This window comes from Glutamicibacter sp. NPDC087831 (assembly GCF_044742845.1).
Lineage (GTDB): Bacteria > Actinomycetota > Actinomycetes > Actinomycetales > Micrococcaceae > Glutamicibacter.
Genome location: NZ_JBIUVH010000003.1, coordinates 17,665 through 43,060 on the forward strand (window position 1 = coordinate 17,665; position 25,396 = coordinate 43,060).

23 protein-coding genes and 1 tRNA gene are annotated in these 25,396 nt (G+C 60.1%); 16 read left to right on the plus strand and 8 right to left on the minus strand.

The annotated features are described in order from the left end of the window. The 7 genes from ACIOJF_RS10930 (at window position 1) to ilvA (ending at window position 8,797) form a co-directional block, all read left to right on the plus strand. Window positions 1–1,476, plus strand: coding sequence for a S8 family serine peptidase (locus ACIOJF_RS10930; RefSeq protein ID WP_402741704.1), 1,476 nt, complete (start codon window positions 1–3; stop codon window positions 1,474–1,476). A gap of 190 nt (window positions 1,477–1,666) precedes the next feature. Further along, on the plus strand, window positions 1,667–3,034 hold the full coding sequence (locus ACIOJF_RS10935; RefSeq protein WP_105657442.1) for an NAD(P)/FAD-dependent oxidoreductase: 1,368 nt from the start codon (window positions 1,667–1,669) through the stop codon (window positions 3,032–3,034). A 117-nt stretch (window positions 3,035–3,151) separates the two neighbouring features. Continuing rightward, window positions 3,152–3,233: transfer RNA gene (locus ACIOJF_RS10940), tRNA-Leu, on the plus strand. Window positions 3,234–3,622: 389 nt separating this feature from the next. Further along, window positions 3,623–4,339 carry a Bax inhibitor-1/YccA family protein gene (locus tag ACIOJF_RS10945; protein ID WP_332489193.1) on the plus strand — a complete coding sequence of 239 codons (717 nt, stop codon included), beginning with the start codon at window positions 3,623–3,625 and terminating at the stop codon, window positions 4,337–4,339. A gap of 213 nt (window positions 4,340–4,552) precedes the next feature. Continuing rightward, the gene (locus tag ACIOJF_RS10950; RefSeq protein ID WP_105661706.1) at window positions 4,553–5,992 is read left to right on the plus strand and encodes an APC family permease; all 1,440 of its coding nucleotides are present in this window, start codon (window positions 4,553–4,555) and stop codon (window positions 5,990–5,992) included. 339 nt (window positions 5,993–6,331) lie between these two features. Beyond that, window positions 6,332–7,522, plus strand: coding sequence for an AI-2E family transporter (locus ACIOJF_RS10955; protein ID WP_286134180.1), 1,191 nt, complete (start codon window positions 6,332–6,334; stop codon window positions 7,520–7,522). Between the two features lie 3 nt (window positions 7,523–7,525). Continuing rightward, window positions 7,526–8,797, plus strand: a complete 1,272-nt coding sequence (gene ilvA, locus ACIOJF_RS10960) for a threonine ammonia-lyase (protein WP_105657446.1) — start codon at window positions 7,526–7,528, stop codon at window positions 8,795–8,797. A 77-nt stretch (window positions 8,798–8,874) separates the two neighbouring features. On the opposite strand, the gene greA is transcribed toward ilvA, so the two are convergent. Continuing rightward, entirely contained in the window at window positions 8,875–9,369 is a 495-nt protein-coding gene (greA, locus tag ACIOJF_RS10965; protein WP_105657447.1) for a transcription elongation factor GreA, read from the minus strand. Between the two features lie 289 nt (window positions 9,370–9,658). Then, entirely contained in the window at window positions 9,659–10,078 is a 420-nt protein-coding gene (locus tag ACIOJF_RS10970; protein ID WP_105657448.1) for a DUF4307 domain-containing protein, read from the minus strand. A gap of 238 nt (window positions 10,079–10,316) precedes the next feature. Between ACIOJF_RS10970 and mca the strand changes: the two genes are divergently transcribed. The 5 genes from mca to ACIOJF_RS10995 all read left to right on the plus strand — a co-directional run bounded on the left by mca (window position 10,317) and on the right by ACIOJF_RS10995 (window position 16,109). Next, a complete protein-coding gene (mca, locus tag ACIOJF_RS10975) occupies window positions 10,317–11,183 on the plus strand; it encodes a mycothiol conjugate amidase Mca (RefSeq protein WP_105657493.1) in 867 nt (288 codons plus the stop codon). A 43-nt stretch (window positions 11,184–11,226) separates the two neighbouring features. Next, window positions 11,227–11,508, plus strand: coding sequence for a hypothetical protein (locus ACIOJF_RS10980; protein WP_105657449.1), 282 nt, complete (start codon window positions 11,227–11,229; stop codon window positions 11,506–11,508). 32 nt (window positions 11,509–11,540) lie between these two features. After that, a complete protein-coding gene (locus ACIOJF_RS10985) occupies window positions 11,541–13,655 on the plus strand; it encodes a thioredoxin domain-containing protein (protein ID WP_402735634.1) in 2,115 nt (704 codons plus the stop codon). 119 nt (window positions 13,656–13,774) lie between these two features. Then, complete coding sequence (locus tag ACIOJF_RS10990; RefSeq protein ID WP_402735633.1) at window positions 13,775–14,536, plus strand: isoprenyl transferase; 762 nt, start codon at window positions 13,775–13,777, stop codon at window positions 14,534–14,536. A gap of 256 nt (window positions 14,537–14,792) precedes the next feature. Beyond that, window positions 14,793–16,109: a PhoH family protein gene (locus ACIOJF_RS10995; RefSeq protein WP_105657452.1), complete on the plus strand. Its 1,317-nt coding sequence runs from the start codon at window positions 14,793–14,795 to the stop codon at window positions 16,107–16,109. Here ACIOJF_RS10995 and ACIOJF_RS11000 read toward each other — a convergent pair. Beyond that, on the minus strand, window positions 16,106–16,924 hold the full coding sequence (locus ACIOJF_RS11000) for a hypothetical protein (RefSeq protein ID WP_402741652.1): 819 nt from the start codon (window positions 16,922–16,924) through the stop codon (window positions 16,106–16,108). The two genes, ACIOJF_RS10995 and ACIOJF_RS11000, sit on opposite strands and share 4 nt — an antisense overlap. A gap of 83 nt (window positions 16,925–17,007) precedes the next feature. Here ACIOJF_RS11000 and ACIOJF_RS11005 point away from each other — a divergent pair, with 83 nt between their 5' ends. From ACIOJF_RS11005 to ACIOJF_RS11015, 3 genes are all read left to right on the plus strand, one after another. Beyond that, the gene (locus ACIOJF_RS11005) at window positions 17,008–17,511 is read left to right on the plus strand and encodes an A24 family peptidase (RefSeq protein ID WP_105661711.1); all 504 of its coding nucleotides are present in this window, start codon (window positions 17,008–17,010) and stop codon (window positions 17,509–17,511) included. 4 nt (window positions 17,512–17,515) lie between these two features. After that, entirely contained in the window at window positions 17,516–17,983 is a 468-nt protein-coding gene (locus ACIOJF_RS11010) for an NUDIX domain-containing protein (RefSeq protein ID WP_105657455.1), read from the plus strand. A gap of 66 nt (window positions 17,984–18,049) precedes the next feature. After that, entirely contained in the window at window positions 18,050–18,619 is a 570-nt protein-coding gene (locus ACIOJF_RS11015; protein ID WP_402741653.1) for a GNAT family N-acetyltransferase, read from the plus strand. On the opposite strand, the gene ACIOJF_RS11020 is transcribed toward ACIOJF_RS11015, so the two are convergent. The 4 genes from ACIOJF_RS11020 to ACIOJF_RS11035 all read right to left on the minus strand — a co-directional run bounded on the left by ACIOJF_RS11020 (window position 18,616) and on the right by ACIOJF_RS11035 (window position 22,840). Beyond that, on the minus strand, window positions 18,616–19,806 hold the full coding sequence (locus tag ACIOJF_RS11020) for a dipeptidase (RefSeq protein WP_402735631.1): 1,191 nt from the start codon (window positions 19,804–19,806) through the stop codon (window positions 18,616–18,618). The two genes, ACIOJF_RS11015 and ACIOJF_RS11020, sit on opposite strands and share 4 nt — an antisense overlap. A 121-nt stretch (window positions 19,807–19,927) precedes the next feature. Continuing rightward, window positions 19,928–21,340, minus strand: a complete 1,413-nt coding sequence (locus ACIOJF_RS11025) for a class II fumarate hydratase (RefSeq protein ID WP_105657458.1) — start codon at window positions 21,338–21,340, stop codon at window positions 19,928–19,930. Window positions 21,341–21,469: 129 nt separating this feature from the next. Next, entirely contained in the window at window positions 21,470–22,099 is a 630-nt protein-coding gene (locus tag ACIOJF_RS11030; RefSeq protein WP_105657459.1) for a carbonic anhydrase, read from the minus strand. Window positions 22,100–22,165: 66 nt separating this feature from the next. Then, window positions 22,166–22,840 carry a DUF4245 domain-containing protein gene (locus ACIOJF_RS11035; RefSeq protein ID WP_332728213.1) on the minus strand — a complete coding sequence of 225 codons (675 nt, stop codon included), beginning with the start codon at window positions 22,838–22,840 and terminating at the stop codon, window positions 22,166–22,168. Window positions 22,841–22,996: 156 nt separating this feature from the next. Between ACIOJF_RS11035 and glpX the strand changes: the two genes are divergently transcribed. Then, window positions 22,997–24,031 (plus strand): class II fructose-bisphosphatase, encoded by a 1,035-nt coding sequence (glpX, locus tag ACIOJF_RS11040; protein ID WP_105657461.1) that lies wholly within the window; start codon window positions 22,997–22,999, stop codon window positions 24,029–24,031. Between the two features lie 107 nt (window positions 24,032–24,138). Here glpX and manA read toward each other — a convergent pair whose 3' ends face one another. Further along, on the minus strand, window positions 24,139–25,347 hold the full coding sequence (gene manA / locus ACIOJF_RS11045) for a mannose-6-phosphate isomerase, class I (protein ID WP_402741654.1): 1,209 nt from the start codon (window positions 25,345–25,347) through the stop codon (window positions 24,139–24,141). Window positions 25,348–25,396: the final 49 nt, after the last annotated feature.

A 25,396-nucleotide genomic window follows, 5' to 3' on the forward strand; every position in this document is an offset into this window, starting at 1 on the left:
ATGGGCTTCCTCAAGCTCGGCTCTCTGCTTGTCGCAGCGCTGTTGGCCTTCACCCTGCTCAGCGTGGGCGTACCTGCCCGCGCTGACAACATGCGTGAGTCCGAATACTGGCTCAAGTCGTTGGGCGTGGCCGAAGCGCACAAGACCACAAAGGGCGAAGGCGTCAAAGTCGCGATCATTGATACCGGCATTGATACCGCGCATCCAGACTTGAAGGGTGCCGTGGTTGGCGGTGCTGATATGTCCGGCTCAGGCGGAGACAAGGGCAACAAGCCCATAGGCGTCATGAGCGAGCACGGCACCTTGGTGGCTACCTTGCTCGGCGGGCGCGGCAACAACAAGGGCGAAATCAAGCGGGTTAAATCCGAGAACGAGCGCTTGAAGGCCGCGTGGGAAAAGGCCAAGAAGACCGCCGAAGACGAAGACGAGGACATTCCCCAGGAACCTGAGTACGAAAAGGTGCCAAAGCTGAAGAGCGGCAAGGACGGCGTGCTCGGCGTCGCTCCGGCAGCAGACCTGCTGTCTGTGTCGCTGTGGATGGGCGAAGGCAACCCGGCGAAGATTCCAGTGGAAACCCAGATCCCCCGTGCCGTGAAATGGGCCGTGGATTCCGGGGCCAAGGTCATCAACATGTCTCTCGGTTCAACCAGCCCGGCATGGCCGGAAAGCTGGGATGACGCCTTCAAGTACGCAGAAGACCATGACGTGGTTATTGTTGCCGCTGCAGGCAACCGTTCGGGCGGCATGAGCCAGGTGGGCGCCCCGGCCACCATTCCGGGAGTGCTGACCGTGGCCGGCGTTGATGCCAGCGGCAAGGCTTCGCAGGATTCCTCGACCGAAGGCATTTCCATCGGCGTTGCAGCCCCTGCCGAGCAGTTGGTCGGCGGCTTGCCAGATGACGGCTACGCGCGCTGGTCCGGTACCTCAGGCGCGGCTCCTTTGGTGGCGGGCGTGGCCGCATTGATTCGTTCGGAATACCCGAACATGAAAGCTCCTGAGGTCATCAACCGCATCCTGAAGACCGCCAAGGACACCGGCACAGCCGGCGTGGACAACCTCTACGGCTACGGAATCATCGATGCGCAGGCGGCAGTGACGGCGAGCGTCCCCTCGGTATCCGAGAACCCGCTGGGCACGATCAGCGAGTGGATTCGCGTGCACCGCCGCGACACCCAGAAGACTGCTGATACCCCAGCTCCGGGCGTCTCGATGGAGAAATCGGACCTCAAGCAGGTCGCGGCGCCAGATCCGGTTCTTCCCGATGACTCGGCACCGGCGCTTCAGCCGTTGCTGATCGTCGGCGGGGGAGTGCTCTTGCTGCTGGTGATCATTGCAGGCATCGCCCAGACCCTGGTGCGTCGTCGACGCGAGAAGGCTGCGGCGCGGCTTGGTTCGGCTTCCTTGAGTTCATTGAAAGTCCCGGATCAAGCTGGCGGCCGGGATCTGTTCGACGAGATTCCCGAAGAAGAGAAGTAAATAGCGGACAAAGCGGGGTGGAAACTGAAGATCCACCCCGCTTTTTCGCGCCTTCCGATGCTTAATTCGACAGGTTGGTGCGAACCTCGGCAGCCGGAAACGCCCATGCCTGGCGACGACGTGACACACCGAACGGAAATAGTTAGTGAATGTTTTCACTAACTCGAAAAATCCGCGTAGAATCAACAGTATGTCGATCATCGAAACCTCCCAGAAGCGTCCGCGCATTCTTATCGTCGGCGGTGGCTACGTAGGCCTGTACGTCGCGATGAAGTTGCAGAAGAAGGTCAAGGCACACGGCGGCATCGTCACCGTTGTCGACCCGAACCCGTACATGACTTACCAGCCATTCCTGCCAGAAGTTGCCGGTGGCCAGATTGAACCACGCCACGTTGTGGTCTCGCACCGTCAGCACCTGAAGCACTCCGAGCTGGTCAACGGCCGCGTGCTGAGCATCGACCATGCCAACAAGAAGGCTGTCATTGCTCCGGTCAACGGCGAGCAGTTCGAGCTGGAATACACCGATGTCGTGATGTCCGCTGGTGCGGTCACCCGTACCTTCCCCATCGCTGGCCTGGCTGAAACCGGCATTGGCTTGAAGACCATCGAAGAGGCCGTCGCCCTGCGCAACAAGGTTGCCGAGCGCATCGAGTCCGCTTCGAACATGACTGATCCAGTTGCACGCAAGCGCGCCCTGACCTTCGTGGTTGTCGGCGGCGGCTTCGCCGGCATCGAGACCATCGCCGAGCTGGAAGACATGGCCCGTCACTTGATCGGCCTCAACGACCGCATCGATGCGAAGGAAGCACGCTTCGTCCTGATCGAGGCCATGGGCCGCATCATGCCAGAAGTCACCGCCGAGCAGGCGGAGTGGGTTGTCGATCACCTGCGCAGCCGCGGCATCGAGGTCTTGCTGAACACTTCGCTGAACAATGCCGAAGAAGGCAACCTGGAACTGATCAACATGGCCGACAAGTCCCCAGCGGGCGAGTTCGGTTCCGACACCTTGATCTGGACTGCTGGCGTCATGGCCAACCCGATGGTTCGCTCCACCGATTTCCCAATCGAGCAGCGCGGCCGCATCGAGACCCGCACGGACCTTCGTATCAAGGATGCCAACGGCGAACCTCTGGAAGGCGCCTGGGCAGCCGGCGATATCTCGGCAGTCAAGGACGTCACCGGCGGCCTGCCGGACGGCACCTGCGTTCCCAACGCACAGCACGCAGTGCGCCAGGCCAAGCTGTTGGCCAAGAACCTGTACGCTGCGCGCTACGGTGTTGGCACCATCAAGGAATACAAGCACTCCAACCTGGGCGCAGTTGCCGGCTTCGGCCGCAACAAGGGCGTTGCCAAGGTTGTTGGCATCAAGCTCAAGGGCTGGCCAGCATGGATGGCACACCGCGGCTACCACGGCATGGCCATGCCGACCTTCGAGCGCAAGTTCCGCGTCGTTGGCGACTGGCTGGTTGCACTGGTCTTCAAGCGCGATGCCCTGCAGCTGAACAACCTCGAAGCACCACGCACTGCTTTCGAAGAGTCGGCCAAGCCGAAGAAGTAGGCTTGAGCCGTAGTTGATCGACGATGATGCGAGGGGCCAAGCAATTGGCCCCTCGCATACGTCAGCAAAGAAGGATTTTCTATTTGCTTTGCCGATCACGTAAAATTTGAGAGTCTTGCCCCTATGGTGGAATTGGCATACACGGCTGACTTAAAATCAGCTGCCGAAAGGCTTGTGGGTTCGAGTCCCACTGGGGGTACAGAATAAGGCCGTTGCTGTTCCGGATTTTCCGGTCAGCAGCGGTCTTTTCTTTTGCCAAAAGTGGGAGCGCATCCATCGTTCAACCCCAGGCATCGTGCATTCCACCAAAATCGGCTGCCAAGGCAACCTTGATGGTAGAACTTTCAAGAATATCGCTGACAGAGTAGTTTTTCTTCGGAAAAATGCCCTATATCATCCTTCCGACTGAGTGATTTCACAGCAATGCTCAATAGGATTAAGCAAAAGATCTTCAGCTAGCCACGTGCCGGCGCAATCGCAATCTATGGGGGAATGACATTGGGCAATCCAATTTTTGGTTCCAGCAGCCGCTCTGATGCTTGGGGAACCAAGCCTGGAAGTGCTGTTGGATTCCGTGACACCGCAAATATGAGCGCAGACCAGCTGCAGCAGATGTACCAGCAGCCTGCTGCAACCAGCGCCGACACCGGCCGCATGACCATCGGAACCACGATCAACAAGACCGTGCTCTGCCTGGCCTTGGTTGTTGTTGGCGCCGCGATTGGCTGGGGCATGCCGGCCCTCATGTTGCCAGGTGCCTTGGTTGGCTTTGTCCTCGGTCTGGTTAACGCTTTCAAGAAGCGCCCATCGCCTGTGCTCATCTTGCTGTATGCCGCGGCCCAGGGCCTGTTCCTTGGTGGTCTCTCCGGCTTCCTTGAAAGCCGGCCGGGCCTTGAGGGAATCGCTATCCAGGCTGTGCTGGCTACCCTGTGTGTTGCCGGCGTAACCTTGGCGCTGTACCGCTCGGGCAAGTACCGCATGACTCCCAAGCTGAACAAGATGTTCATGATCGGCATGGTCGGCCTGATCGTCTTCTCGCTGCTCAACATGGTTCTGATGCTCACCGGCGTCATCGATGGCATGTTCGGCATGCGCGGCGGAGTGCTCGGCTTGGTTATCGGTGTAGTTGCCGTTCTGCTGGCAACCTACGCACTGGTTGCCGACTTCACCATGATCGAGGAATTGTCCGACCAGGGTGCTCCAGCCATCATGGCATGGCGCGGCGCCTTCGGCCTGACCATGACCCTGATCTGGCTGTACACCGAGATCCTGCGTATTCTCGCGATCCTGCGTGGCGACGACTAGCCGCAATAGCATAGCTTGCAAGGACCAGTGCCCATTTCGGGCACTGGTCCTTGCCCGTTAATCGCCTGTTCAAATATGAATTTTTATGATCGACTGCAACCGCCTATGCCATGGAAAATGACAGCTGATTGGGCGCTCATGCGAAACCTTGGTTAGATTCTCCTGTAGCTATTCAGTTACTCAACTCACAGCAGATTTGGCAGGAGGAACGCAATGGCAGTCGAGCAATCAGCGGGAAAAACGCCGGGGCTGGTGAAATCCTTGGGCAACTTGGATGCCCTGGCCCTAGGGTTCGGTGCAATGATCGGCTTCGGCTGGGTAGTGCTGACCGGTGGGTGGCTGGATAACGCCGGCACCATGGGGGCGGTCCTGGCCATGCTCGTTGGCGGTGGCATCATGGCGGTCGTTGGCCTGACCTATGCCGAACTGACCGCGGCCATGCCCAAAGCCGGTGGCGAGCATAACTTCATCCTGCGCGCCTTGGGCGCCCGGCCTTCGTTTATCGGATCGTGGGCAATTACCGGCGGCTATGTCACGATTGTGGCTTTCGAGGCGGTTGCTTTGCCACGAACCGTGGAATACATCTTCCCGGGCATGAGCCAGATCCCCTTGTGGACGGTTGCCGGTTTTGAAGTAAATCTGACGTGGGCGTTGGTAGGCGTGCTTTCAGCGGTGGTGATCACCTGGATCAATATTCGCGGCGTGAAGCAAGCTGGCGTATTGCAGACCTTCGTGGTGCTCTTCCTGGTGGCAATCGGTGCCCTGATGATTGCCGGCGCCTTTGCCGGCGGCGAAGCCAAGAACATGGAACCTTTCTTCACCCCTGGAACCAGCGGGTTCTTTGCCGTGCTGGTGGCGGTGCCATTCCTGTTCATCGGTTTTGACGTGATTCCGCAGTCCGCTGAAGAAGTGAAGATTCCGGCCAAGCAAATTGGCAAGCTCGTAGTCGTCTCCGTAGTCTTGGCCACCATCTGGTACGTCATGGTTGTCCTGACCACAGCGTCAGCGATGCCAGCTGCGCAACTGGCTGGAGCTGACATTGCAACGGCGGATGCTTTCGGGGCCATGTTCGGTTCGGAGCTGATGGCCAAGGTGCTGATTGCCGGTGGCATTGCCGGCATCTTGACTTCATGGAACTCTCTATTGCTGGGAGCTTCGCGATTGGTCTACTCCCTGGCCCGAAGCGGCATGCTTCCTTCCTGGTTTGGCACATTGCATCCCGAATACCGCACGCCAGCCAACGCACTGGTCTTCATCGGTGGAATCTCCATGCTGGCCCCATTCTTCGGCGCTGAAATGCTGGGGTGGCTCGTGGATTCGGGGGCGCCAAGCATCATCGTGGCCTACTTCCTGGTCTCGGTCACCTTCCTTGTGCTGCGCAAGCGCGAACCCATGATGGATCGTCCGCTGCGCGTTGGCGGCAACGGAATTGCTGGGACTATCATCGGCTGGACTTCAGTCCTGCTCACCGCTGCGCTCTTCAGCCTCTACATGCCCGGCATGCCGGCCTCGCTGAGCTGGGAACCGTGGGCCATCTTCGCCATTTGGTGGGCACTGGGGGCAATTTTCTTCTTCAAGGTACCCGCGGGCATCAAGCCCGGTGAAGACGCTGAGGAGAGGGTCCTTGAAGCGGTCATGCGCCGCCGGAGATAGCATGTGCGAAGCGCCTGATGAGCCGTGTTTTCAAGTTGGCGTGAGCAATAAGAGGCAGCCTGTGCAATCTGGTTACCCTCGGCAAGAGCAAATAAACATATTGAATTAGATTTCTAGGACCAGTGCCCATATCGGGCACTGGTCCTTGGTTTTTGTCACAATTGAGACATGGATCAAGAAGCTGTCTGGCAAACGCGATAGCGTGGTTCCATGAAGAAGAGCCGGTTGGAACGTCTACGCCGTTTTCGTGTTTCACTTCCGAGTCAGCCGGCGGAAACTCCTGCCACACCAGGGCCAGATCTGACGGATTTCAAAAGCGCCGAGGATATGCCGTATGCCATGCGCATGGCAGCAGCGTGGGCTTGGCGTTTCCTGATCATCGTCGCAGCCTTGGGCGTGCTGGTGTGGGCGCTGTCAAAAGTCTCCTTGCTGGTCATCCCGGTTTTCATCGCAGCGCTGCTAGCAGGGCTGCTCTCACCGGTTGTGAATACGATGAACTCCAAGCTTGCTGTACCTCGCGGGTTGGCCGTCGGCATTACTCTCATCGGCTTCCTTGCGCTGGTCACCGCAGGGCTATCGGTAGCAGGGCAAAAACTTTCGGCCGGTTTTACCGCCCTGTGGACCCAAGCGCTTTCGGGCATCGAGCAGGTCCAGGACTGGCTGTTCAATGGCCCGCTCAAGCTGACCAACGACGACCTGCAGAAGGTGCTGGACGATACCCTCGTCCAGCTTCGCGGCAATGCCACCAACATCCTAAGTGAAGCAATCAGCTGGACTTCCGCGATCGGGCAGATCCTGACAGGCACATTGCTGGCCGTCTTCGCCTTGATTTTCCTGCTGCTTGACGGGCGCAAGATCGGTTTGTTCCTGGTGAACCTCTTGCCGCGCCGCGCCCGCCCGGCGATGGACGGCGCCTTGACCCGGGGCTGGGCCTCGCTGGTCACCTATGTGCGAGTCCAGATGATCGTTGCGCTGATCGACGCCATCGGCATCGGATTCGGTGCATTCTTCCTGGGCGTGCCACTTGCCATGCCACTGGGCGTCCTGGTCTTCATCGGCTCCTTCATCCCGATCGTCGGTGCACTGTTTACCGGTGCCCTGGCAGTTTTGCTCGCGTTGGTAGCCAATGGCTGGGTCAACGCATTGATCATGCTGGCCGTAGTGCTGCTGGTCCAGCAGGCGGAGTCCAACATCCTGCAGCCACTGATTATGGGCAAGGCAGTGAGCCTGCACCCACTGGCAGTGGTCTTGTCAGTAGCCGGCGGCACCATGCTTGCAGGCATTCCGGGTGCGCTATTCGCCGTACCGCTGCTGGCGGTGGTCAACGCGGTCGTGAAATACCTGTCGGGCCGAACCTGGGAAACCGACCAATTCGTGATTGAGCACTACGGAAACCAAGTAGTGGCGCAGAGCCCCAAGGCGAGCGACCCAGCGAAGGCCGACCCGCCGGCTGCAGCTGCAGGACCTGCCGCCGCACCAACAGCTTCGCCGGAAACCCGGCACCCTGAGTCCACAGCAGATGAGGAATAATCCATGAGCACCGAACCTACTTTGCCGGTTACGCTGGCTGATATCGAAGCCGCCGCTGAAGTACTCAAACCGGTTATTGCCCGCACCCCGGTGGAGCATTCCCGTGTTTTGTCCCAGCATGTTGGCGCCGAAGTTTTCCTCAAATGCGAGAACATGCAGCGCGCCGGATCCTTCAAGGTCCGCGGTGCCTATGTACGCATGTCCAAGCTCAGCGACGACGAGAAGGCCCGAGGCGTGGTCGCCGCGTCGGCAGGCAACCACGCGCAGGGCGTTGCCCAGGCCGCCAGCCACCTCGGAATCAAGGCGCGCATCTACATGCCCCGGGGCGTCGCCTTGCCGAAACTGACCGCGACGCGTGATCATGGTGCAGAAGTCGTGCTTTTCGGTGACACCGTGGATGAAGCGCTGGCCGAGGCGCAGCGTTTTGCCGACGAGTCCGGGGCAGTCTTCGTGCATCCTTTCGACCACCCGGACATCATTGCCGGCCAAGGCACCATCGGCTTGGAACTGCTCGAACAGCTTCCTGAGGTGGACACCGTGCTAATGGGTGTTGGCGGCGGTGGACTGCTGGCCGGCGTCGCCATCGCGCTGAAGGCCAAGGCCCGCGAACTGGGCCGCGAGATCAAGGTGGTGGGTGTCCAGGCGGAGAACGCCGCGGCCTACCCGCCATCCCTGGCCGCTGACGCGTTGGTCCCGCTGGATAACGTGCACACCATTGCCGACGGCATCGCTGTAGGCAAGCCAGGGCAGCTGCCTTTCGCGATCATCAAGGAATTGGTTGATGACGTGGTGACGGTATCGGAAGATACGCTCGCACGAGCTCTGGTGGTGCTCCTGGAGCGCAACAAGCTCGTGGTGGAACCAGCCGGTGCGGTGGGCGTCGCGGCACTGCTGGAGAACAAGCTGGAAGCGCACGGGATCAATCCGGCAACCACCGCGGTAATCCTTTCTGGCGGCAACATCGATCCGCTGCTGATGCTCAAGGTGATCCAGCGTGGCCTGTCAGCGGCCGGCCGCTTCTTGACCATACGCATGATGCTTCCAGACCGCCCCGGCTCGCTCGCGCAGATCTCCAACATCATCGCCGAATCGGATGCGAATGTCACCCGTCTGGACCACACCCGTATCGGTGGTTCGCTGTCCATGGGCGATGTCGCGATCACCATCGACCTGGAAACCAAGGGCCATGAGCATTCCAAGACGGTGCTCAATAACCTGCGCGCCGAAGGCTTCGACCCGCAGATCACCAATACTGCCGGCGGTTCAGTCGCCTAGCACATAAGCAGCAAAGTCCGAAGGCCGCCAACCCAGATGGGTTGGCGGCCTTCGGACTTTGCATTGCAGCCTAGTTGCTAGGACTGGTAAGGCTTTGCAGAGATGATCTCAACCTTGATGTCGCGGCCGTTTGGAGCCAAGTACGACAGCTTGTCGCCGACCTTTGCGCCGTGCACGGCAACGCCAATAGGGGACTGCTCGGAGTAGACCTCGAGGTCGGTGTCGCCGGCAACTTCGCGGGAGCCGAACAGGAAAGTGGTCTCGTCGCCAGCGATATTGGCGACAACCAGCATGCCTGGCTCAACAACACCGTCATCGGCAGGAGCATCGCCTACATCGGCGCGGCGCAGCAGATCCTTCAGGTAGAGGATGCGCGCTTCGGCCTTGCCCTGCTCTTCACGGGCGGCGTGGTAACCGCCGTTCTCCTTCAGGTCACCTTCCGAACGTGCCTGCTCGATACGGGCAACGATCTCGGCACGTCCCGGGCCTGAGAGGAAAGTCAGTTCGTCCTGGAGCCGATCGTAGGCTTCCTGAGTCAGCCAAACGACAGGTTCGTTGCTGTTGGTGCTCACGTTGTACTTCCTTTGGTCAGTTAGGACTTCGCTTGGCCTTGGGACCGATAAGTGGTCCTAAAGCCGAAAGCCACCGAAACGGTGGCGTCGACGAAGTCGGATTCGGTACGGATCTGAGGGCTCACACGTTATGGGCGATGCAAGCAAAGACCCCGCCAGGCTCATGTCCTAGTACTCAGCTAGAACCATGCGCCGATGCGGGGCGAAACGTATCTTTTCAACGATAGTAGTCGCCAAAACGATTTAAGCCCAATAGATTCAGCTATTAGGGGATGAAGAAGCTGAAATATTAACCCTTGTATTCCTGCGGAACCTCGTAGCAGGACTCCACGCCAGCGGTGGTCGCCAGGTTGTCGGTGTGCAGGTCAATCTCCAGGCGTTGGGTGATGTGCCCGGTAGCTTCTCCAGGATCAAGCAAAATGGTGTCGTATCCGACGATGGCCTTGGATTCGTTCATCGCACGAATATCGCACTGCACGCGGTGCTTGGTGTTGTATTCGACTGCGACAATGGCCTTGGCCTTCGTTGCGGAAATGACCTCGAACTCGATGTCCTGCGCGCTGATGGCGCTGTAGTTGTTGAAGCCGACATAGGCGGCCCCCGCAACGCCGACGGAGAGCGCGGCAGCAATTAGCCAGTTACGCGTTTTCCTGGGAAGACTGCGTTTCTTGGGGTTGTTGTAGCGAGCCGTTAAGCTTGGATCAGACATTATTTGCCTTGCACCACTCTCTTGCCTGGCGGCATTTGAACTGGGAATGCCGTACGTTGGTTCCTTACTCAAGTTTACCGTCTTTCAGCATGGGGGAATAACCGGTGGTCGGCTGTGAGTTGTTATGGATGACGGACAGATTCGAAGCTTCGGGCCGTCCAAAACGTGGCATAAGGAAAGAAGATAAGTGGAGATTCACGACGTGAAGAAAATTGCTCCTTCGCAGGGTCTGCGGCTCATGGCTATTCACGCGCACCCGGACGACGAATCTTCAAAGGGTGCTGCAACGATGGCTGCCTATGTTGATGCTGGCGCCGAAGTGATGGTCGTTTCCTGCACCGGCGGTGAGCGCGGGGATATTCTCAACGCCGCCGCTGGCGAACTCGCCCATGCGCACCGCGACCTGGCAGGCGTCCGGCGGACCGAGATGGCCGAGGCCGCTGCAGTGCTGGGCGTCAAGCACCGCTGGCTAGGCTATGTCGACTCCGGCTTGCCGGAAGGGGATCCGCTGCCGGAGCTGCCCTTTGGCGCCTTCGCCTTGCAGCCAGTAGAAATCGCTGCTGCCGGCATCATCAAGCTGATCCGTGAATTCCGTCCCCACGTCATCACGACCTATGACGAAAACGGCGGGTACCCCCACCCGGACCACATCCACTGCCATAAGGTTTCAACCTTTGCCTTTGAGCACGCGGCTAATCCGCAGATGTACCCGGAACTGGGTGCGCCGTGGTCGGTGAGCAAGTTGTACTACGACCGTGCTTTCGCACCGGATCGTTTCCGCACCTTGCACTACGCGATGCTGGAAGCAGGTTACGAGTCCCCCTACACCGAGCGCGTTGCGCTGTGGGAAGCGGACGAGGAAAACCAGATGTTCAAGTGGGTTTCCCCACACACCACGACCACCCAGATCAACTGCGCGGATTTCTTCTCGCAGCGCGATCAGGCGTTGCTGGCCCACAGAACCCAGATCGACCCGGAAGGTTTCTTCTTCGCCGTACCGGAACACGTCTACGCGGAGCACTGGCCGTGGGAAGACTACACGCTGATTTCCTCCAAGGTAGCTACCGAGTTGCCCGAGACCGACCTGTTTGCCGGACTAAGATAGTACTAAGCGCTTTCCAGTACTAGAAAAGAGTTGTCTTTACATCGTGAATACGATCTTCGAATCCCTGGCTCTGACTTCCTCGACCCTCGGTGTCGGTACGGAGACCAGCAGCGAATACGGTCCAGGATTCCTTGGGTTCATTTTCACCGCAGCCTTGGTGGTTGCCGTGATCTTCCTGATTCGCGACATGGTCCGTCGAGTGCGCCGCGTGCGCTACACCTCGGAAGCCGAGGCAAAGCAGCAGGAAATGGTGGCCAAGGGCGAAGAGCGCAAGCTTCAGGAATCCGAAGAGCCGCACGACCCGAAGACCGACGAACAGCAGTAGGCGCTTTGTGAGCTGCGCGATAGCATGATTGCGTGGCTCAACGACTCGCTGGCTCATCCAGCCAATACCTCAGACAGCATTCGCACCAACTTGTCGACTGGTTCCCCTATGGGGACGAAGCCTTCGAACAGGCCCGGTTACGCGACGTACCGGTCATGCTTTCCATCGGCTACGCTGCCTGCCATTGGTGCCACGTGATGAGCCACGAGTCTTTCGACGATCCTGAAATCGCGGCGCTGCTGAACGAAAACTTCGTAGCTATCAAGGTGGACCGCGAAGAGCATCCGCTCGTGGACGACACCTACATGCTGGCTACCCAGGCGCTCACCGGTGCCGGTGGTTGGCCGATGACGATTTTCGCCCTTCCTGACGGGCGTACCGCGCATGCCGGCACGTACTATCCGAAGACGCCCCGTGGCGAGACCCCAAGCTTCCGCCAAGTGCTTAACGCCGTCCACGAGGCCTGGGAAACCAAGCGCGATTCGCTGGAAGAGCAGGCCCAGATGCTCGCCGCGCATTTGGCCGAACTCGGAAGCCGCCAGAGCTCGCTGTTGTCGCTGCAGTCGCAGCAACCAGCAGCGCAGGCCTTCGGCGCAGCACTTGATCGATGGGTTGCCGCCACCAAACCGGAAGGCGGCTTCACCCCGGCACCTAAGTTCCCGCCGACCTGGGCTCTGAAGACACTGTGGCGTGCAGTGGTCACCACCCCTGACCGCGCCGCCGAGGCCTTCGCCGCAGCGGCCACCCATCTCGAAGCGATGTTCCTTGGCGGCCTGCAGGATCATGTTGATGGCGGTTTCGCCCGTTACTGCGTTGATGAGAACTGGTCGGTCCCGCACTTCGAAAAGATGCTCTACGACAATGCCGGTCTGCTTTCACTGGCGGCTCGCACCAGCGTCCTGGCGGCGGAATTCGCCCGCAAGTCCGAAGGGGAGATAGCCCAGCGCGCGCAGAATCTCGCCTGGCTCGCCCAGCGCAGCGCCCAAGGCATTATCGACTTCCTCAACGAGGAACTGCTCACCGCATCTTCGGCCGCTCCAGCTTTCGCGGCTTCCCTGGATGCCGATTCATCCCGTGATGGCCAGCAGATCGAGGGCGCGTACTACACCTTTAGCCGCGAGGAAATCGCACTGGTCACCGACCCTTTGATTCAGCGGCTGCCCAAGGGGCTGTTGCGTTTCGCGCCGGTGGCCGAGGACCCGCAGAACTTCTGCTTCTCGCTGTTGAGGGTTCCTGAAACGAACGAAATCGGTGTTCTCCATGAACTGCGGGATGCAATGCGCACGCTGCGCCGCTCGCGAATTATGCCGGTCCGCGATGAGAAGGTGATCGCCGGTTGGAACGGGCTGGCCATCGAAGCCTTGTCTGAAGCCGCGCTGCTCCTGGACCAGCCGGAAGCCTTGGCGCTCGCCGAGAAGGCAGCAACCTCGGTGTGGACGATGCAGTGGGATGAAAAAGCCGGACGGCTGGCCCGCGTGAGCTTCGCCAATCGTGCTGAGCACGGCAATGAAGGCACCTTGCAGGACTATGCCGCCCTGGCCCTGGGATTCTTGGCGTTGGGCCAGGCCACCGGGCACAAGCAGTGGGCCGAGCGTGCCAGCGACTTGCTGGGACGCGCTGCCGACTTCGTAGACCCGGAAACCGGGGTGCCGCGTGACGCGGTCCAAGCCGATGCGCGCATCGCAGCCCAGCGCAGCAACATTGCTGCCGTCACGGTGCTTGATGATGCGCTGCCGGCCTCGGGTGCGCTCTACGCCAAGGCGCTGGCGATGCATGCCCTGCAGTCCATGGCGGCGGGAGACTACACCGAAGCAGATGCGGCGGACTTGGAAAGCGCCCGCGTACTTTCTGCCCACGCCCTGGCTTTGGCCAGCGACGCGCCAACACAGGTAGCGACCGCCTTGGAAGTGCAGTGCATAGTTTCCAGCCCGGTCCAGTATCTTGCGCTGTCGCAGTGGGATTCGGCAGAAGCCAAGCGCGTGCGTTCGGTGGCGTTGAGCCTCGGATTGAATGTGCGCCACGATCCGTCGCTACCTGGTGCGGCCCAGACCGTCCAGATCCAGCCTTGCCGCGAAGAGCTTTGCCAGATGCCTGTAGCCGGGGTGGACGGATTGTTCTCGCTGTTCGCTTCCGGAAAGGGTGCCTGAGCCCGGGAGAATGTGTCCATCGTGGACGCGGTGAAGCGGGCAGATACCCATGCTGGGCGATAAATAGCGGTAGATTTAGAACCTAGAGTTTTTGGAATCTATCGAAAGGCAGGGACAAGGTGCAGCTTCCGAACCTTGCGTACCGTTACTACGAACGGCGCTTGGCGAAGTCCCTCCCTGCCGACAAGCTTCCGCACCATATTGGCGTGATGGTCGATGGCAACCGCCGGTGGGCCAAGCTGGCCGGCACCCCGACCATGGCAGGCCACCAGGCCGGTGCGGACAAGATCCTGGAGTTCCTCGATTGGTGCGAGGACCTGGACATCCAGATGGTTACCTTGTACATGCTCTCCACCGACAACCTCAATCGAGAAGCCAGCGAGCTGCGCGACCTCTTGGAAGTTATCGGCACGACCCTGGACCGTCTGGGAGAGACCAACCGGGTCAAGGTCCAGCAGGTGGGAGCCAAGGACTTGCTGCCTGAAGACCTGGCGCAGAAGCTTGCCGCGCTGGAAACCGTTACCGCCAACCGCACCGGTGTTCATGTGAATGTGGCCATCGGCTACGGCGGACGCCGTGAAATCCTTGATGCTTTCAAGTCGCTGCTTTGCAAGGCCGCCGAGGATGGACGCACGATCGAGGAACTTGCCGCCGGACTGTCCACTGAAGACATCGAATCGGCACTGTACACCAAGGGCCAGCCAGACCCGGATTTGGTGATCCGCACCAGCGGGGAACAGCGTCTCTCCGGCTTCTTGACCTGGCAAAGCGCGTACTCGGAGTTCTACTTCTGCGAGGCGTTGTGGCCGGATTTCCGCCGCGTGGATTTCTTGCGTGCGTTGCGCGACTTCGCTGATCGCCAGCGCCGCTTCGGCACCTGAGCCCCGAATGGTGCACCCGGCTCAGCTGTTCAGCTAATCGTTACCTGAACGTAGTCCCCAGGTAGCGCTTCAAGGTCTATGGTGATCATAAGGCCGGGGCAACAAGACCCAGCTGATCGAAGGGTTCCTCACTAGATGACCAAATGCAGCGCCAGCCGGAGCAATTGCCGGAATCGCCTTGGACATCCGGTGTCGGGATTCCCCACTTACGCGTGGGGAGAGTCCCCACGCCGGATTCGAGAATGGGTGCGCTGCCATGACACGAACAGCCGAACAGGGTGTACGAACCTACGTCATTGATACTTCGGTCTTGCTTTCTGACCCGAAAGCCATGTTCCACTTCGATGAGCACCATGTCGTGATCCCGCTGACTGTCGTCACCGAGCTAGAACATAAGCGCAAGGATCCTGATCTGGGCTTCTTTGCACGCCATGCCTTGCGTGTGCTTGATGAGCTGATTGCCAGCCATGGGGGATTAGCCCAAGCGGTGCCCGTGTCCAAAACTGGTGGAACACTGCGCATTGAACTGAACAACATCGCCCCGGAAGTCCTGCCGGTAGGCATGCGCTCAGGCGATAACGATTCACGCATCCTGGCTGTCGCCAAGCACCTGCTGGATGCTGGCCTCGACGTTGCGCTGGTTACCAAGGACCTGCCGATGCGCATCAAGGCCTCTGCCATGGGCATCCATGCCGAGGTGTACCGCAATGAGCTGATCGCCTCGACCGGGTGGACCGGCATACAGCAGCTGGAACTGGGCGAAGAGACCATGGCCAAGCTCTACGAACATGAACAGCTTCTGAACCACCCTGCGGTCGCCGATGAACCGATCAACACCGGGTTCGTCATCACATCCCCGCGCGGAAGCGCCCTGGGCCGCAAGGTTGATGCGAACACCTTGAAATTGGTGCGTGGCGACCAGCAGGCCTTCGGATTGCATGGACGCAGTGCAGAGCAGCGCATCGCCTTGGACCTGCTGATGGATCCATCCGTGGGCATCGTCTCCCTGGGCGGCAACGCCGGAACCGGTAAATCGGCGTTGGCCCTGTGCGCCGGAATGGAAGCAGTGCTTGAACGCAGGGAACACCGCAAGATCACCGTGTTCCGTCCGCTCTATGCCGTTGGCGGCCAGGAACTAGGCTACCTGCCGGGCTCCGAGGGCGAAAAGATGGGACCTTGGGCCCAGGCGGTCTTCGATACCCTCGGCTCGATCGTGTCGAAGAATGCCATTGATGAAGTGGTCGAACGCGGGATGCTTGAAGTCCTGCCGCTGACCCACATCCGCGGGCGTTCGCTGCATGATTCCTTCGTCATTGTTGATGAAGCCCAGTCGCTGGAACGCAATGTTCTGCTCACGGTGCTATCGCGCATCGGGCAGAATTCCAAGGTGGTGCTCACCCATGACGTGGCACAGCGCGATAACTTGCATGTAGGCCGCTACGACGGCGTCGCCGCGGTCGTGGAACAGCTCAAGGGACATGCCCTCTTCGGGCATGTGACCCTGACCCGTTCCGAGCGCTCTGCTATCGCCGCGCTAGTCACCAACCTGCTTGATTCGCCCACCTTGTCCTAGGATTGGCGCTCGCTGCGCAGCTCCCACGGAATCGGCGCCCGCACGTCGGTAAGCGTGGGAGCTGGGGCGGTGAACAAGGAATCGATGTAGTACTCGTTCTGGGCCAGGACCTGAAGCGACAGCTCCGGGGCTGCAGGCATCCCGGTGTGGGCGGAGAGCACCCGGCGGTTCAGGCAGACGCCTGTTGCCAGATCCAGTACCACGAGGGTTCGTGTCCCGGCGGGAACGAGAGGACAGCTGGCCAGTGCGGGCTGGTAGTTGTGTCCCGCAGTGAGAACGGCGGCTAGAGCAGGCCGGTTGCCATGGGTGATCTCTGCGAGCTCGTGAATGTAGGTGGGGTGGTCGAAAGCGAGATCATGGGCGGCAGGCTCGGTGCCGGCAAGTTCCACCGGATCGAGCATTGGTTCCCAATGCTCCAAGGGCAGCAACCCATTGAAGCCAGAAATTTGTGGACGGCGCAAGATCAGGTGGTCTGAGGTATAAACCGGGGAGGTCAGCGAGGCCGGCAGCTTCCATGAGGAATTGGTGGCTGCGACGTAGCCTCGGCTCCGGTCTGCGGTGAACTTCTCCTTTTGGTACACCAGTTGCCCCTCGGCCGAGCGCACGGCTATGGCTTCTCGCTGGCGGAGGATGGCGGTCAGCTGGCCTTCCAGGCCTTCGTCCGGTTTGGCGTAATGCTCCGGGACCTGGACCTGGAACTGCAAGGAGGTGCTCAGCCATGGGGCGGACCGGGCCAAGGCACGGAAACGACGACGGGCCGCCGACTCAGGGGCGGATTGCCCGGGGAAAAGAACTGGAACTGCTGGAACGTCCATACTCCAATTGTAGAAGCGGCTGAATTATTCACAAGAGGAAGACCCCTCTGCCGAAGATCCAATGAGGTGCCTATGCTCTATGCATGTCAGAAATTTGGAACGTGGCACAGGAAAGCCCGACCACCGCAGCGCTGGTTCTCCTCCAGCTAGCCTGCTTTCTTGGTTTCGGGTTCCTCCTGTCCAAGGAAGACATGGCGAGGCATCGTTTGCCCAACCGGCTACTGGCCTACTGGTTGGCGGCCAGCATCGTGGTGATCGCGCCGCTGGGGATCTTCCGTTCTGATGGGCATGGGCTGCTGATGAGCCTTTTGGGGTTGCTGCTGCTTGGCGGAGGCTATCTGCTCCTCGCGCTGATTTCCGCTGGGGCAATGGGCATGGGCGATGTGAAGCTGGCCGGCGTGCTGGGGATGAATCTCGGATACTATTCCTTGCCCAGTTTGTTCTTCGCGACCTTGCTTGCCTTCCTGCTGGCCACCGGCTGGGTTATCGGGGGCGTGGCGGTGCGGAAATTGACGCTGAAATCAGCGGTCCCTTTCGGTCCCTTCATGCTCATTGGGTCTTTAGCAGTGCTGCTTATGGCACGATGAAATCATGGCAACTCCAGAATTCGTAACCCATCTTCGAGAACGCATCGGTCATGAACTGCTATGGCTCTCCGGGGTGAAAATAGTTGTCCTCCACGACAGCCGGGTGCTGTTGGTGCGACGTGCTGACAATGGCAAATGGACCCTGCCGGCAGGAATTATTGATCCAGGCGAAGAGCCTTCGCATACAGCACACCGCGAAGTGCTGGAAGAAACCGGCGTCGAATGCGAAATCACGGACCTGTTGGGGGTCGGGGTGACAGCTCCCACGGTGTATCCCAATGGGGATCACGCGCAGTACCTGGATGTAGTTTTCAAGGCTCGGCACCTTTCCGGCACGGCGAAGGTCAACGATGACGAGAATTTGGAAGTGGGGTACTTCGAACTGGCTGACCGGCCAGAACTCCCGCCGCTGCACGAACGGGCGCTGCAATGGGCACTGGACCCTCGGCCCGGTGGCTATTTCGCCAGTTGACGTTTTCTGCCTTCAAATCCGCTGTGGCATGCGTGAATGCCGCCGGCATGAGCTTAGACTTGCTCCATGACCGGGATTGGACTGATTGAACCTTCTGCCGCACTGCATGCTTCCTTCATGCGGAGCACAACCGAATGGGCGGGGGCGGAGCAGGACGGGGCCTCGGTCTTCTACGCTGCCAAATACGGTTGGGATCTGCGCAACGCAGAAGACTTCGCGCAGTGGGTCCAGCTGCTCAAGGATCTGGAAAAGCCGCAATTCACGCCACCGGATGGCTTCGTTGCGCAAAGCACCCTGTGGCTAGCGCACGACGATGAGTACTTGGGCGCGGTCAGCTTGCGTCACGAGCTGGGCAATGATTTCCTTCGCGAAGTCGGCGGGCACATCGGCTACGGTATACGCCCGGGCGCCCGTGGCAATCGCCTGGCCAGAACCGCGCTCGCCGGATCCCTGGAACAAGCCCGCAGCCTTGGCCTGCCGCGGGTCCTGCTTACCTGCAACGACTCCAATACTGCTTCGGCGCGAACCATCGAAGCTTGCGGCGGAGTCCTCGAACGCGTCACTCCGGTTGCCGAAATCGGGCCCCGCTTCGGCTCCACTGAGGACCTGCGACGCTATTGGATTGAACTGAGCTAGTTCGCTGGAAGCACCTCGCGGAATACGCGCAACGTATTTCCGCCCATGATGGCCGCGATTTCCGTATCCGAATAGCCGCGATTCATCAGTTCCTGGGTGATGACAGCAATCTGGCTGGCATCCCATGCGACGGTAGTTGCTCCGTCGAAGTCGCTGCCCAAACCGACGTGTTCGATTCCTGCGACCTTGATGACGTGCTCCATCGCGTCCACCACCGAATCCACATCCAGGGTGCAGACCGCAGCGTCCCAGTAGCCAATTCCGATAACGCCGCCGGTCTCGGCTATGGCCTGGATCTGATCGTCAGTGAGGTTCCGGTTCACATCGCAGGTGGCTTGGACACCGCCGTGGCTGAATACCACGGGTTCAGTAGCCAGGGAGAGGACTTCATTGAAAGCCGCGTCGCTGGAATGCGCCAGGTCGACGATGACCCCCAGCTCTTCCATGCGCTTGAGTGCAGCACGGCCAAGGTCGGTGAGCCCTGATTTCTCGACCCCGTGTTTGGAGCCGGCCACCGAGTTGTCGAAGAAGTGCGTGAACCCGGCCATGCGCATGCCATCGTTGAACAGGACATCCACGTTCCTGACGTCGCCCTCAAGATTATGCAGGCCCTCTACCGAGAAGAGGCCTCCGGTGACCTGCTGGCCGCTCTTGCGGTCCTTGAACAGTTGGTCGAGCTCGGCGGTGGTGGTGATGGTGCGCAGGGTGCCTTGCGAGTCGGCGGCGTCGTCGCGCAGCTTCTTGGCCTGGTAGCGCGAACGCTCCAGGAGCGAGAACCAGGTCTGAGGCGGTTGCAGCTGGACAATGCCCAGCAGCGTGATGTTATCCGATTCGGCGCTATTGGAGTCGTAATTCTGGCCGACGGGCGACTTGGAAACCGAGGAGAAGACCTGCAGGGCGACATTGCCTTCTTCCATGCGCGGCAGGTCGACATGGCCGCGGTCCGAGCGCTTGAGCAGCGAACGGTCCCACATCAAGGTGTCGGCATGCATGTCGGCAATCTGCAAGCGCGAATGCAGTTCCGAGGCGTCGTCGCCGACCGCTGGCAGACCCGCGGCCTCGATCTTATTGCGGGTGTTTTCCACGATGCCGGGAGCAAAAGCGAAGAATGCGGCCAAGAGGACTACCAGCGTGCCGGAAATCCAGAGGCCAAGACGTTTAAAAGAGCGAGATGTGGTGCGGGTCATAGGTGGAGGCTAGCAGATGTTACCGGTAAGTAGGAGTCTGTTTTTCCGGGTTAAAGTACGCTACCGCGACCCGATGGCGAGCATCGAACCGCGGTAGCAGCAGGGGTGGAGCAGCAGGGAATTAGTGCTTGCCCACCATGGTGGAAACATCCAGAAGCTGATCGAGCTGTTCCTCGGTGACTTCACCGCGTTCAACGAAGCCCAAAGCGATGGTTGCTTCGCGTACGGTCAGCCCCTCGGCAACAGCCTTCTTGGCGATCTTGGCTGCGTTTTCATAGCCGATCAGCTTATTCAGCGGGGTGACAATCGATGGGGAAGCCTCGGCCAGGAAGCGCGCGCGTTCCACATTGGCCTTGATGCCGTCGATCATCTTTTCGGCCATCACCGTTGAGGTGCTGGACAGCAGGCGAATGGATTCGAGCAGGTTGGAGGCCATGACCGGGATGCCCACGTTCAGCTCGAAGGCGCCGTTGGTTCCGGCCCAAGCGATGGCCGTGTCGTTGCCGATGACCTGGGCTGCTACCTGGATGGTTGCCTCCGAAATGACCGGGTTGACCTTGCCGGGCATGATGGAGGATCCTGGCTGCAGATCAGGGATCGCAATTTCTCCCAAGCCGGTGTTGGGGCCGGAGCCCATCCACCGCAGGTCATTGGCGATCTTGATCAGCGAGATAGCGATGGTGCGCAAAGCTGCGGAGGCCTCGACCAGTCCGTCGCGGTTGGCCTGTGCTTCGAAATGGTTGCGCGCCTCGGTGATGGGCAGGCCGGTGTCTTCGCGCAGGAACTCGATGACCTGCTGCGGGAAGCCGTCTGGGGTGTTGATGCCGGTGCCTACCGCGGTGCCGCCCAGGGGAACTTCGGCAACGCGTGGCAGGGCCGCTTCGATGCGTTCAATGCCGTAGCGTACCTGTGCTGCGTAGCCGCCAAATTCCTGGCCAAGGGTGACTGGGGTGGCATCCATCAGGTGGGTGCGGCCGGATTTGACCACATCCTTGAACTCGGCGGACTTCGCCTCCAGCGAGGAAGCCAAGGTTCCGAGGGCCGGGACCAGGTCATTGAGCAGAGCTCCGGTGGCGGCAACATGCACGGACGTCGGGAAGACGTCGTTGGAAGATTGCGAGGCGTTCACGTGGTCGTTCGGGTGGACCTCGGTGCCGCTGTCCCGGGCCTTCAAGGCACGGGTGGCCAATTCGGCGAGAACTTCGTTGGTGTTCATATTCGAGCTGGTTCCGGAACCGGTCTGGAATACGTCGATGGGGAAGTGCTCGTCGTACTGCCCGGTAGCGACCTGATCGGCTGCGGCCACAATGGCCTCAGCGCGTTCTTCGTCGAGAACGCCGAGCGCCAGGTTGGCTCGTGCGGCGGCCTTCTTGACCTGGGCCAGGGCCTTGATATGCGAGGATTCCAAGGTCTTGCCCGAGATCGGGAAATTATCGACGGCACGCTGGGTTTGCGCGCGGTACAGGGCCTGAGCCGGAACTCGGACTTCGCCCATGGTGTCATGTTCGATACGGAAATCGTCACTGTTAGTCATGAGCCCAGAGTACGCCCGAACCGTCATCGAATGACAGGTCTCTGACGTAAACATCACAACCAACAGTGACGCTTCACCGATTTGGGAATAAAAGCCGTTTTACAAGGCTTTTCCTGAAGCTTGGAGCTTCTAGTCGAGGCCCAGGCTGGAGACCAGCTGGGCACGGCCATCGTGCAGGTGGTAGGCAACGCCGGCGACCGCGGTGCGGCCCTCTTCGATGGCCAGCGCGATGATGCTGGACAGGTCGACGAGACGGTCGGTGGTCTGCTTGACGTGCTCGACAACGGTGCCGTTCACGTCGGTGATGCCCTTGCGTTCGGCGGCATGGACTGAAGGGGTGATGTGCTCGACCAGGTCGCGAACGAAGCCCTTGGGCATGTTGCCAGTTTCCTTGGCTTGGATGGCGCTGGTAATCGCACCGCAGGAGTTATGCCCGAGGATGACGATCAACGGTACGTTCAGGGCGTCAACGGCGAATTCCAATGAACCGAGGCTTGCTGGATCCAGGACATGGCCTGCGGTACGCACCACGAACATGTCGCCCAAACCCACATCGAAAATGATCTCTGCCGCAAGGCGGGAATCAGAGCAGCCGAAGATGACAGCGAAAGGTTCCTGGCCGGAGATCAACTTCTGCCGTCGAGCACTGTCCTGGTTGGGGTGCTGGGTATCTTCGTTGACGAAACGGAAATTGCCGGCGCTGAGCTTTTCCCAAGCCTCTTTAGGCGTCAGGGTCGGTTGTGTTGATTCAGAGAGCATGACTCAGATTCTACGGGATGCTGTTCGAATATCGAATATATGACTGGCTTTTCCCGTGAACGTGACTTAATCCAGCTCGCTAGCGACCTGTTCGGCAACACTGTTCAGCTGTTCGGCCGAGGTGTCACTGGAAAGTACGACGGTGGAGTCCTTGAACTCGGAGATCAGGTACGTGCTCTGGTCCTTGGTGCGCACTTCCCACTGCGCTCCGCCGATGGTGCGAGTTTCGGTGGGCGTCGCCGCATCGGTGATCAGGGCTATCCATGTCGGGTTGGCGTCAGCAGCTTGGCGAACCCACACGAAGTTCTTGTCTTCGAAGACGAGGCCGCATTCCCAATAGGGGACACCCTGTGCAGTGTTAGCCTGCCAGCGAGCGAAGTTCGCATATGCCTTGTCGCCCAGTTCCGGGGCGAAGATCTCAAAGCCAGAAATCTGTTCCGTCTGTTCCGCGGTGGCCTGCAGGTTGACGTCGCTTTCAAACGCGTCGTCCTTGGGCGGCGGGTTGAGCATGAGCACCGGAATGAGTATGGCAACCGTGAAGCCGATGGACAGCACCATGCCCTTGAAGGTCTGGTTCGCGCGCTTGGCCTGCTTCTCGGTGAGCTGCGGCTTGTACGGCAGATCCTCGAAGGTGGCATTCGGATCGTCGAGGCTTCGAGGGGACGCAGCAGGCGTCTGGGTACCGTTGACCGTGTTGCCGGTAGCCGGGACGCTGTTCTCGGTGTTCTTCTCAGGTTGCACGCCTTCCATTCTCCCCGAAGATTCTGTGGAATTCGAACCAGAGTGCCCAAACGCACGTCGAACTATGAGCAGGCACTCCCGACACGAACTGTAAAGCGAAAACTCTAGAGGATAGAATGTCCTTGTTTGCATAGGCGCAATGACTACGACTCAGTGATGGGATCTTTCGTGACCGAAAAGAACAATTATGCCCACCTTTCTCCGCGACTGTCGGTTTCCGACGCGGAGCCGGACCGCAACCTAGCACTGGAGCTGGTGCGTGCAACCGAAGCGGCAGCCATCGCTTCCTCGCCGTGGGTCGGATTCGGTGACAAGAATGCCGCAGACGGTGCCGCAGTCGACGCCATGCGCGGCTTGCTGTCCACCGTGAACTTCAACGGCGTTGTCGTGATTGGCGAAGGTGAAAAAGACGAAGCTCCAATGCTGTTCAACGGAGAACAGGTTGGCAGCGGCACCGGCGCCGAATGCGACGTCGCAGTCGACCCGATTGACGGAACCCGTCTGACCGCGCTGGGCCTGAACAACGCCCTGTCCGTGTTGGCCGTCGCCGACCGCGGTTCGATGTTCGACCCCTCCGCCGTGTTCTACATGGAGAAGCTGGTCACCGGGCCAGAGGCAGCCGAGCTCGTTGACCTCCGCCTGCCAGTGAAGCAGAACCTGCATCTGATCGCCAAGGCCAAGGGCAAGAAGGTCAGCCAGGTGACTGTGACCATCCTGGACCGCCCACGCCACGCTGGCCTGATCGAGGAGATCCGCGCGGCTGGTGCCCGCACCAAGCTGATTATGGACGGTGACGTTGCCGGCGCCATCGCCGCAACCCGCGAAGGCACCGGCGTTGACGCGCTGATGGGTGTCGGCGGCACCCCTGAAGGCATCGTGACCGCCTGCGCTATCAAGGCGCTGGGCGGCGTGATCCAGGGCCGCCTGTGGCCAACTGATGACGACGAGAAGCAGAAGGCCATCGACGCCGGCCACGAATTGGGCCGCGTGCTGACCACGAACGACTTGGTGACCTCGGATAACTGCTACTTCGCTGCGACCGGCATCACCGATGGCGACCTGCTGCGCGGTGTCCGCTACAAGGACAACCGCATCCACACCCAGTCGATCGTCATGCGTGCCAAGTCCGGCACCATCCGCTTCGTCGAGGGTGAGCACCACCAGGATAAGTGGGAAGCCTACACCCGCTAATCCGCATCTGATTGCAAAACTGCGAGCCATGGACTTGATTCAAGTCCATGGCTCGCAGTTTTGCGTTTGGCCCCTATAGTGCCACGAAGGGCCTCAGGGCAGTGCGGCTAGTCGATCTGGGCGCTGGCTGCGAAGAGCTGGCCCGGAACGGTGCCCTGCAAGATGGCGGTGGCTGGCAGTTCGGCCGCGGTGAGGAACAACGACTGCCCGCGGCTGATGCTGCGTTCGCTTTCACGCGTGGCTACCAGGAACTCACCGGCGGTGCACAGCAGCACAGCGGCACCATGCAACTGCAGATCAGCGGCAAGGCCCGGCTCTATGGGATCGAGTACCTGCAGCTGGAACTCTTCGAAGTCGGGCTTGTACAAGCGGTCATGGGTATCAAGGGCCACCGGCTCCAGGATCGGGGCAGGGGAGGGGGCAGCAATGGTGACATCCAGCAGTTCGGGAACATCGATATGCTTGCTGGTCAGGCCACCACGCAGCACATTATCCGAATTGGCCATGACCTCGATTCCCAAACCGCGCAGGTAGGCGTGGACGTTGCCGGCGCCCAGGCTGATGGCCTGGCCAGGCTCCAGGAAGATCAAATTCAGCAGCAGTGCGACCAAGACCCCAGGATCGCCAGGATAGATCTTGTTGATCGAGGCTAGCTCGGCGAAATGGGCATTGCCGTGCAATTCGGGGCTGCCGGCCACTGCTTCGCCGATCTGCGCTACCAGCTGGGAAATTTCCTCCCCCGCGGTCAGCACATGCTTGAAAGTCCGGGCCAGCGGATCGGTGCCCTGCAGCAGGTCGAGCAGCTGGCCTATCGGTGCATGCGCCGAGTCCGGCAGCTGCGCGGCCAGGATCTGCAGGTCTTCAACAATCTGCGCTGGTTGGCGGAAGCCCGATAGCGCCACGAAGTCGGTCAGGGCAAAGAGCATCTCCGGCTTGTGGTTGTCATCGCGGTAGTTGCGGTCAGCAGCATCCAACGGCTTGCCGTCCGCGTTTTCCTGGGCGAAACGCTCTTGCGCCTGCTTCAGCGTGGGGTGCGTCTGGATCGACAGCGGCTGGGTCGCCGAGAGCACCTTGAACAGGTAGGGCAGACGTCCGTAGCGCTGGGCGACTGCTGAACCCAATATGTGCTCTGGATCCTGGGCGATGAAATCATTGAGCGCTGTCCCGCTATCGGAGATCCGGCTCGGGCACCCGGGATGGGCACCGAGCCACATCTCGGCCTGCGGGGTGGTTTCCGCGGGCAGATCGAGCAGATCGGAAATCTGCGAAGCAGATCCCCAGTGGTAGTCCCTAATCGCGTTTTTCAACTCGAACACGTCTTTTGACCATAGCCTTTCAGGAGCGGTAGTTGGGTCGCATGGCGGT